8 protein-coding genes and 1 pseudogene are annotated in these 9,568 nt (G+C 37.2%); 5 read left to right on the top strand and 4 right to left on the bottom strand.

Annotated features, from left to right (window positions below; all coding sequences use genetic code 11):
- The 4 genes from JW794_09380 to lpdA all read left to right on the top strand — a co-directional run.
- The coding region (locus tag JW794_09380; protein MBN2018322.1) for a hypothetical protein at positions 1-1,157 on the top strand (1,157 nt) is incomplete at its 5' end.
- Positions 1,154-1,699 (top strand): flavin reductase family protein, encoded by a 546-nt coding sequence (locus JW794_09375; GenBank protein ID MBN2018321.1) that lies wholly within the window; start codon positions 1,154-1,156, stop codon positions 1,697-1,699. The genes JW794_09380 and JW794_09375, both read left to right, overlap by 4 nt.
- Positions 1,700-1,712: 13 nt before the next feature.
- Positions 1,713-2,228 (top strand): gamma carbonic anhydrase family protein, encoded by a 516-nt coding sequence (locus JW794_09370; GenBank protein ID MBN2018320.1) that lies wholly within the window; start codon positions 1,713-1,715, stop codon positions 2,226-2,228.
- A gap of 1 nt (position 2,229) precedes the next feature.
- Positions 2,230-3,627, top strand: a complete 1,398-nt coding sequence (gene lpdA / locus JW794_09365; protein ID MBN2018319.1) for a dihydrolipoyl dehydrogenase — start codon at positions 2,230-2,232, stop codon at positions 3,625-3,627.
- A 74-nt stretch (positions 3,628-3,701) separates the two neighbouring features.
- Here the strand turns inward: lpdA and JW794_09360 are convergent, their stop codons facing one another.
- From JW794_09360 to JW794_09345, 4 genes are read right to left on the bottom strand one after another with little or no spacing between them, the layout of a single operon-like run.
- Entirely contained in the window at positions 3,702-3,968 is a 267-nt protein-coding gene (locus JW794_09360) for a DUF2007 domain-containing protein (protein MBN2018318.1), read from the bottom strand.
- The gene (rnr, locus tag JW794_09355) at positions 3,961-6,066 is read right to left on the bottom strand and encodes a ribonuclease R (GenBank protein ID MBN2018317.1); all 2,106 of its coding nucleotides are present in this window, start codon (positions 6,064-6,066) and stop codon (positions 3,961-3,963) included. The genes JW794_09360 and rnr overlap by 8 nt, the downstream gene beginning before the upstream one ends.
- Positions 6,066-6,494, bottom strand: a complete 429-nt coding sequence (locus tag JW794_09350; GenBank protein ID MBN2018316.1) for a hypothetical protein — start codon at positions 6,492-6,494, stop codon at positions 6,066-6,068. The genes rnr and JW794_09350 overlap by 1 nt, the downstream gene beginning before the upstream one ends.
- Complete coding sequence (locus tag JW794_09345) at positions 6,484-7,383, bottom strand: DUF1732 domain-containing protein (protein MBN2018315.1); 900 nt, start codon at positions 7,381-7,383, stop codon at positions 6,484-6,486. Before JW794_09345 ends, JW794_09350 begins: the two co-directional genes overlap by 11 nt.
- 446 nt (positions 7,384-7,829) lie before the next feature.
- Here JW794_09345 and JW794_09340 point away from each other — a divergent pair.
- Positions 7,830-9,161: pseudogene (locus tag JW794_09340) on the top strand (IS1182 family transposase).
- Positions 9,162-9,568 lie beyond the last annotated feature (407 nt).

Here is a 9,568-nt window from a genome sequence, read left to right as displayed (position 1 = left end):
ATATAACCTTTGTTCATAGGGTTTTGAAGAAAAATGACCGGTTTGAAACTTCGCTGATCGCACGAAAAGAAGAAGGATATTTTCTCGGTAATAACAAAGTTAGTCTTGAAGAAAAAATTGCAGATTCTGATGTACTGATTCTCCATAATCCTGAGACCTTCAATTTCGACACACAATCAGTTGTTCAATCTATCGAGACCTTTGTTTCACGAGGTGGAAACATACTGTATCTTGGAAAGATCGATCCGTCGTTGAGTCACATCCTGCCGATAAAGGAATCAAGATATAAACAGACTGTCCAGACCGTTATCATGCCCACTGCAGCCATGCAGAATTATCAGACCTTTTCTATGAATCGAGATGTGTCCCCCGAATCATTCTGGAATTCACTGCCCCCAATTACTACATATTTCTATGAAAGCAAACCGAGAACTGAAGTCCTTGCACGTGCTGATATTGTATCTGAAAATCCAGTCATTGTATTTTCAAGCTATCTGCAGGGTCACGTGCTGTACTTTTCGGGATATGATTTTTACCGTTGGAAAATGTGGGAAGACATAAAAAAGCCATGGTTTGACCAATTCTTTATCAATATAGGACAATGGCTCTTAAATACAGATGTTTCCCAGAAATTTATGTGTTCGTCTGAAAAGTTGAGTTACATGGAAGGCGAGACGGTAGAGTTTTCTGCACATATCTTTGATGAAAAAATGAATCTTGTGAAAAATCAGGATATAAAGATCAGTATATATCGTGATGATTCACTGGTTCAAGAAAAATTCTTGATCGAAAAGGATAATCATTATTCCATTGAATTTCGTGATCTGGCTTCTGGAAAATATACCTTCTTTGCAGAAGCGATCTTAGGCAGAAAAATTTTCAAAGATACCGGTAGTTTTCTTATTGAAGAACGAACTTTGGAACAGAGCACACAGGGAATTCAGACAGCATATTTGCAATATATCGCATCAAAAACTAAGGGCAAAATGATTGTTGAGAATTCGGATCTTACTCATCTCCTTGAAATTGTACGTAAGAATATGGTTATAAAAACAACACGTGATATCGAATTATGGAAAAAATGGTATCTTGCAGTGATTGCGATATTTCTTGTCGCAACTGAACTCTTTCTCAGAAAGAAGAAAGGATTATTATGATACAAAGCAATTATGCTGATGTCGTAAAAAGAATCAGCCGACCTGCTGGACTTGCTCTGGCTGTTTCAAAATCTAAGGATGGACCGGCAAACATCATCACGCTTGGGTGGTTTATGAGAACTTCGATCAAGCCACCAATGTATGCTATCTCAGTTGGGTTAACGCGGTTTTCACATGAAATTTTATCAGAAAATCGTAATTTCGTTCTTGCAATCCCATCAGTCGAGATGGCAGAACAAACTATGCAATGCGGTTTGACTTCAGGACGAGATATCGATAAGATTAGAGAATTCAACATTAAAACACGTATAGGAAAATTGACGAAAATTCCTCTTCTCGCTGATGCAGTAGCAAACTTCGAGTGCAAAACGATTACGCAGGTTCGAAGTGGAGATCACACTATTTTTGTCGGGGAGGTAAAGTACTCCTGGCAAAATAAGGATGAATCTTTGCAGCATCTGATATCAATTCCTGTTGATGATAACAGATATGTAGAAAGTATTAGAAAAGGCGGCTATGCCTTTGGATATGTAAATAAATAATGGAGAATGATATATGATTCTAGAATATTTAGGAAAAAAACCTCAAGTCGGGAAAGAAGTATTCATCGCAGAGGGTGCTAAGGTAATCGGAGATGTGACACTTGGAGATAATGTAAGCGTATGGTTCAATGCTGTTGTGCGTGGAGATGTGAACTATATTAAAATAGGAAATAATACCAACATACAGGACAATTGCGTTCTGCATGTAACAACACATACAGCTCCTTTAAATATTGGAAAGAATGTCATCGTGGGACATAATGTCATTTTGCACGGGTGCACTATCGAGGATAACTGTTTGATCGGGAGTGGAGCTATCATCTGGGATGGTGCTGTGATCGGTGAGGGCTCGATCGTTGGTGCAGGAGCCGTCGTCCTAGAAGGTTTTAATGCCCCTCCTCATTCACTTATAATCGGTACACCTGCAAAGATTAAGCGGGAAGTTCCTGAAGAACAATATAAAAAAATCAGCGTTGCTGCAGACCATTATGCGCAATATGCACAAAATTATTTAAAGGATAGAAAATAGAATGGAAGAACATTCAGTTGCTATCATCGGTGGAGGACCAGGGGGATATGCAGCAGCAATTCGGCTTCAGCAATATGGAATAGACGCAGTTGTGTTTGAGAAAGACCGTCTTGGAGGAGTGTGTCTTAACTGGGGATGCATCCCCACCAAAGCTCTGGTAAAAGTTGCCGACCTGTTCTCCGAGCTCCATCATGTAGAAGAATTCGGTCTCGCACTTGAAAATCCGTCATTAGATTATGAAAAGATATACGAGCGAAAGAACCAGGTTGTAGAGAAACTGGTTTCCGGACTCGAGTTCCTGTTTAAAAAAAGGCAAATACACGTCATTAAGGACACTGTTACGTCAATTGAGAAGAAAGGTGATTCCTATAGTATATCGACTGAAAACAGCTCAACACACGTATCGTTTGTGATCATTGCTACCGGTTCAAAACCAAAGGAACTTCCAACGTTCAAGATCGATGGAACGAATATACTCTCATCAAAAGATATTTTGAAACTGCAGCAACTCCCGAAGCGGCTCAGCATTGTAGGTGGCGGTGTAATTGGTTGTGAGTTTGCTTCTATTTTTGCTCAACTTGGTGTGGAAGTACAGATCGTTGAATTCCTTCCACAGCTTATCAGTACTGAAGATGAGGAGATCTCAAAACGGCTTGCAATGGCTTTGAAGAAATCAGGAATCAAAATACATCTCAACACTGCTGTTGAAGCCTGGAAAAAAGAAAATAGTGAGTTAGTCCTTAATCTTTCAAGCGGTAAAGAAATTGCAACTGATAAAGTTCTTCTGAGTGTCGGCAGAATGCCTGTTATCGATATCAAGTGCGAAAATTTTGATATCGCAATAGAACGAAATGCAATCATCATTAATGATAGATTCGAAACCAATAATAGAAATCTTTTTGCAATAGGGGACGTGACTGCAAAAATGATGCTCGCACATACAGCTAGCAAGCAGGGACTTCTTACTGCGGAGATCATAAAAAACAAGATCGAAAAAACTGACGTAAAAACCGATGTACTTTGTTATGAAAACATCCCAAGATGCACTTTTACAAATCCTGAGATCGGGTCTGTCGGGCTCACTGAGGTACAGGCGAAAGAGAAATATAAGGACATATTAATCGGGAAATTTCCCTTCTCTGCGAATGGAAAAGCGCTTGGATTAGGCGAAACGTTTGGTTTTGTAAAAACCATTGCAGATAACAAAAGTAAGAAGATAATCGGTATGCATATTATCGGTCCGGAAGCGACAGAACTTATTGCTGAGGGTGGTATTATTGTTCAAAGCGGCATGACGATCGAAGATGCAGTGAAAATTGTATATGCACATCCCACGCTTTCTGAAGCTGTTATTGAATCCATCGAAGACCTTGAGAAAATGTCGATCCATAGTATGTAATGTATAACGCAAAAAAATAGAATTATTACCTCGTTACCAATTTCAACTTAGGAACGAGTATATATCCTGTTCTCTCACAACGTTATCAAAACAGGCTCGATGAGCTCGAACGCTTTCTCTTTATCCTCTTCATAAACCAAGATCTGAATGTAACTCTTTTTACTCGAATATTCAAAAAAAGTACCTAACGAAAGTCCTTTTCTGCGATAGGTGTAGGGAATATTATTTTCATCAAGTATCTCGACAATTGCCTCGAATTGCATGGTATTGTGAGCTTTGCACAATTCAACAATATCTTCTGAATTCTGTATTCTGTCTTCCGGCTTCTGTTTATCACTCATCATCAATCTCAAATTCTATATCATGAATGATCCGTTTCACCCGAACCTTAAGCTTCTGACATAACACAAATCTCTGTTTACTCCTCTTACCGACGACCATATAATGTTTTGGATCAAACTCAAAGAAATCACGACCAAGAGCAGAAAGAGGAATATATCCTTCAATTGGATAGGAATCCAGCTCTACATAGATATTTCTTTTATTGAAATTCACGATCAGTGCTCCGAAAATCTTACCCATATTCTCTCTCATGAAACGATTCTTTTTCAACTCACCGAGACTACGCTCAGCATTCATTGCTCGTACTTCCATTTCAGAAGAATGATCGGCATACATTTTTATTTCACCCAGTGTAAATCTTTTAGTCGTCCACTCAAAAACATACTGCTTTATAAGATGATGCACAATGAGATCAGGGAAACGGCGGATAGGGGAGGTGAAGTGAGTATAGGACTTCAATGCAAGCCCGAAATGCCCGACATTCCGATATGAGTACTTCGCTTTCATTAAGCTTCTGAGAAGCAGGTAATCATACACACGATGCTGATTCTCGTCCTTAAGAGATTGCAAAAATTGCTTAATGGTCATGCTCACATCTTTATGATTTATGTTAAAAGGAAATCCGTATGCTTTGATCGTTCGAGCAAATTCTGCAATTTTATCCAGGCTTGGAGATTCATGGATCCTAAAAATACCGGCACTACATTTACGTGCGATCAACTTTGCCATCAACTCATTTGCTGCAAGCATGAACTCTTCAATAAGGAGATGGCTTTCCGTTTGATGAGTTCGCAGAATATCAACAGGACAACCTTGTTCATCAAAGATGAATTCCGAATCCGGCAGATCAAAATCAAGGCTTCCTCTTGCATATCGTTCTTTGGTGAGACGCTTCGCTAATGGTCGCATCGCTAATATGATCTCTTTCACTTCCTCTTTTATCTCAGCATTTTCGCCCTGTTCAAAAAGTACATCGACCTGTTCATATGAAAGTCTCTGGTCACTTCGGATCACCGAAGGGTATACACTTGAACCCAGCGCTTTGAAGTTATTATCATAATCGATGATAACTGTCATTGTTAAACGGTCAACATCCGGTTGCAGGCTGCATAGTTCATTACTTAACTTAAAGGGAAGCATAGGGATAACATTCTGTAAAAGGTAGATGCTTGTCCCTCTTTCAAGCGCTGCCCTGAATATTTCCGAATCTGCTTTCACATAGTGAGATACATCTGCAATATGAACGTAGAGTTTTATGGTTCCGTTCTCGGTCCTCTCAAAAGAGATGGCATCGTCAAAATCTTTTGCGGTTTTGGGATCTATCGTACATGTAATGAGATTTCTAAAATCTTTTCTTCGTGAAATTTCATCAGCAGAAATGGTGTCTGGTAATGCCTGAACTTCCTGCATGACTTCATCTGAAAATGTGGTTGGAAGCCCATACTCTTTTACGATTGCTATATAATCGATATTTGGATCTTCAAGTGAACCCAACACTTCGATTACTTTACCTTGTGGCAATATCTGTTGAGATCGATTGCCCCAATCAGTGATCTCGATTACGAGCTTCTTGCCAGTTAATAACGTGAAATCTCCGACATCAACAAGCTGGACTTCAGTATCGATTTTCGGATTATCAGATACAAAGAATACATGTGCATCCTGCTTAAAAGCTGAACCAACGAGTGTACTGTTCTTTCTTTCAATTACTTTTACGATCTTCCCGACAGGTCCCTGTTTTGAATCTTTCAGCACAATATATTCGACAATATCATGATGATAAGCATCAAGACAATTCTCTTCATATACTTTTACATCTCCATGTTCGGTTTCGACAAAACCAAATGGATAGTTCTTGGCAAGCGCAGATGCATCAAAGGTCCCAATATATGTTTTTCGTTTTGATAGTGCTCCATATGCTCTTTTCTGACGAATCAGCACACCATCGGACTCTAAGTGCCTTAATATATTTTTGATTTTTCTGTAATTTTTCTTTTTTACGTTGAATATCTTGGCGATCTTAGGGACAGACAACTGCCTATCTGGATGACGTTTAATGTAATCTTTTATCTCTTGCTCAAGATCTATTTGCGGCATTAATATTTATTTCCAATTTTTTCATTAAAAAATGCCATAATTTCTTCTCGTTCTTCCTGATTTTTTGAAAATCGTATAGACTGACCTCTAAATCTATCCAAGCCCCGAGGACGGCTAAAAGTACCGAGCATTACTCCTTTTTTATCTGCATAAAAGCACTTGAATTCGTTGTATTTTCTTTGTCTTTTAAAAACCAGGACTTTCACAAAGACATGGTCATCATACAAGTCATAATATGTTGGAACAAAATATGAGAAAAGAGACGAGAAGAGAAATACAAGTGAAAGCAAAACCCAGAAAAAATTTATGGTTACCGAGTGAACAAATATGGCAACAAGAGCAAAGAAAGCAATCACAAGTACGGACGATAGGGGAGTTTCTACAAAAGGAAATGAAATCCAATGATATAGTGGTTTTTTATTCGACATTGAGCGCTTGCTCCTTGCATTTTTCGATCTCTTCTTTTATGTTGATAATATCCGGAAATATTGTTGCATTATGATATTTTGCCGAAATCGTACTGATCTCACGCTGCATTTCCTGTATCATGAATAACATGGAAAGTCCAATTGGTTTGCCATTTACGTTAATTAGATTACGCAATTTCTTCAAATGACTCTTCAAACGTACAATTTCTTCTGTTATATCTGATTTATCAATGTAATAGTTGATTTCAGATAAAAGCTTCTCTTCATTGAATTTGGATAGATTTATATCATCCTCACTTGTAATATCTCTGCAAATATTCTGAACTTTAACTTTCAGTTCCTGTAAATATTCCGGAATAGAATGTTCTATTGTGTTCAGAGATACTTCGATCTGATTGATCGATGTGATAAAAAATTCTTCTAAATGATTACCTTCTGCCTTTCTCTCTTTTATCAGATGTTCAAGGGCAGAATTCAGTGTATCAAACAACAGTTTTTGGAATTCATCGTTAAGATAAAATGGATCGATGAGGGAGCTTTCCATTTTTTGAATTGTCATCAGATCGGATAATGAAACAGCAGCCTCGATTCCCGTTTTTGACTTCAATTCAACTAATGTTTTAAGTAATTTCTTTATATTTTCATCTTCCATATCAATATTTGCTACACTATTTCGTGAATCTTTTAATGATACGATTACGTTTATTCCACCTCTTTTAATAAATTTTGGGATAAACTGTTCGATCTTATACGATAAATATTCAGGGAACTCATAAGGGAGTTTTGTTCGTATATTGAGATATTTATCATTTAATGATTTTAAACTCACCCGAAGATAAATATCATTCTTGTTATATTCCGCTACTCCAAATCCAGTCATACTATTCATAGAATATTCCTTAATACATATAGTTTGATAGAACAGAGACTTCTTTGATTAATATGTCAAGAAATTACGTATAGGGAAGAAGTCCCCATAACTCCCGACCCTTAAACCAATTCTCGAAATATCTTCAAGTTTACATAATATACATTATCAGACATTGTATCTGATAGTATACGTTATGTAAATATCACGATTTTAGGAAATCTTCGTTCGTATTTCAATTTTATAAAATACCCAACATTAAAATTTAGTTTTTTTTGTTATTGTTTTGATTTATTTTAATCTCTTCTCGTAACGAATTATTTTTCCTGAGTCATATATGACTCATCAGACTGTTGACAAAGTCCTGATGATTTCAGGGCTTTGTTTTATTATATATACTACGATCATATTTGACACTCCGATCACATTCACTTTATATTACGTTAAAAAGATAGGTGATAATACTAATGATAAAACGCACAGAGGTAGTACAGAACACCATGGAGTTTGTTTGTATAGAGAATCTGGTTCCTGAGGATCATATTCTACGTAAAGTAACCAAGCATATTGATTTCAGTTTTGTAAGAGACCGTATGGAGCCATTATATTGTCTGGATAATGGACGACCGGCTATTGATCCTGTGATATTATTTAAAATGCTTTTCATAGGTTATTTTTTTGGGATTCGATCAGAGCGTCAGTTGGTTAAGGATATCCAAGTAAATGTAGCCTACCGATGGTTTTTAGGTTATGGACTGCAAGATAAGATACCCCATTCCAGCACGATCAGTCAAAATCGGCGTCGGCGTTTTGACGGGAGTGATGTCTTTCGTGAGATGTTTGAAGATGTGGTATTGCTTGCTTTGAAGAAAGGATTCATAGAAGGTACAACGCTTTTCACTGATTCTACTCATTTGAAAGCCAATGCCAATAAGAATAAGTTCAATAAGAAGGTAGTATCAAAGAACACGAAAGCGTACATGGAAGATTTGGAAAGAAGCATAGAAGAGGATCGTGCCGATCATGGCAAGAAGCCATTATCGAAGAAGGAGCTATCACCGGATTCAGAGAAGAAGGAGATCAAAGAGAGTAAAACTGATCCCGATAGTGGATTTATGCATCGTGATGGCAAGCCACAAGGATTCTTCTACCTTGATCATCGCACGACTGATAACACACACAACATGATTACCGACGTATATGTGACACCAGCTAATATATATGATAGTCTTGTATATCTTGAGAGATTGGATTTTCAAAGGGAAAGGTTTGGATTTGATGTTAATGAAGTAGGGTTGGATGCAGGTTACAATACACCCGATATATGTCATGGATTAGCAGAGCGAGAGATATTTGGCGTAGTAGGTTACAGAAGTCCCGGAGGTCTTAAGGGTCGTTTTCGTAAGAATCGTTTTAAATATGACAAAGAACAAGACTGTTATATTTGTCCTGAAGGTAACGTTTTAAGGTATCGCACAACCAATCGAAGTGGATATCGTGAATACAGCTCTGATCCTAAGATATGTAGCAATTGTCCTAAACTACTACAATGTACTCAAAGTCGTAACCATCAGAAAGTGATTACCCGTCATGTCTGGGGAGATGATCATGACCGTATTAATTCGAACAGATATACCGAGAGAGGAAAATATATAAAACGAAGGCGGTCAGAGACGGTTGAGCGAAGCTTTGCAGATGCGAAGCAGCTTCATGGTTATCGGTATGCCAGGTTTAGAGGAAAAAGCAAAGTTGAAGAACAATGTTTGATGACAGCTCTTGTTCAAAATATCAAGAAATTGGTGAAGTTGGTAGAATATATAGACCCCAGTCATCTCTTCTCATCTTTTTATCAAAAAGTTTACCAAATATTCAACTATTTGAAGCACATTTATGCATAATTGAACCTGAGATACAAATCTCTATAAACATAACGATAAAATCCTAACATATAGTACAAACCCCAATTCTCATGAACCAGGGTTTGTAAGCAAGCTGCTGAGTCATATATGACTCATTTATTTTTTATTTGCGCTTCATTTATTTATTTTATTTGAAAAGTTTACATAATTTTTTTTTAAATACAATTTATAAGTAAATTTTTAATTAATCAAGTACTAAAAACTTTTTGAATTCTCTTGATCCAGATTCTGAAATTATTGAGTAGAAATACAATCCAGATGAAATTTGTCTTCCATGCTCATCCTTT

It is taken from the genome of Candidatus Cloacimonadota bacterium, from assembly GCA_016932035.1.
GTDB lineage: Bacteria > Cloacimonadota > Cloacimonadia > JGIOTU-2 > JGIOTU-2 > Celaenobacter.
Note: the sequence above shows the minus strand (reverse complement) of the source record. Positions and strands in the feature narration are given on the sequence as shown.

Excerpts from the sequence above, each read along its gene's own strand:
- JW794_09370 (MBN2018320.1), top strand. The coding sequence starts at position 1,713 with ATGATTCTAGAATATTTAGGAAAAAAACCTCAAGTCGGGAAAGAAGTA.
- JW794_09350 (MBN2018316.1), bottom strand. The coding sequence starts at position 6,494 with ATGTCGAATAAAAAACCACTATATCATTGGATTTCATTTCCTTTTGTA.
- JW794_09360 (MBN2018318.1), bottom strand. The coding sequence starts at position 3,968 with ATGAGTGATAAACAGAAGCCGGAAGACAGAATACAGAATTCAGAAGAT.
- lpdA (MBN2018319.1), top strand. The coding sequence starts at position 2,230 with ATGGAAGAACATTCAGTTGCTATCATCGGTGGAGGACCAGGGGGATAT.
- JW794_09345 (MBN2018315.1), bottom strand. The coding sequence starts at position 7,383 with ATGAATAGTATGACTGGATTTGGAGTAGCGGAATATAACAAGAATGAT.
- rnr (MBN2018317.1), bottom strand. The coding sequence starts at position 6,066 with ATGCCGCAAATAGATCTTGAGCAAGAGATAAAAGATTACATTAAACGT.
- JW794_09375 (MBN2018321.1), top strand. The coding sequence starts at position 1,154 with ATGATACAAAGCAATTATGCTGATGTCGTAAAAAGAATCAGCCGACCT.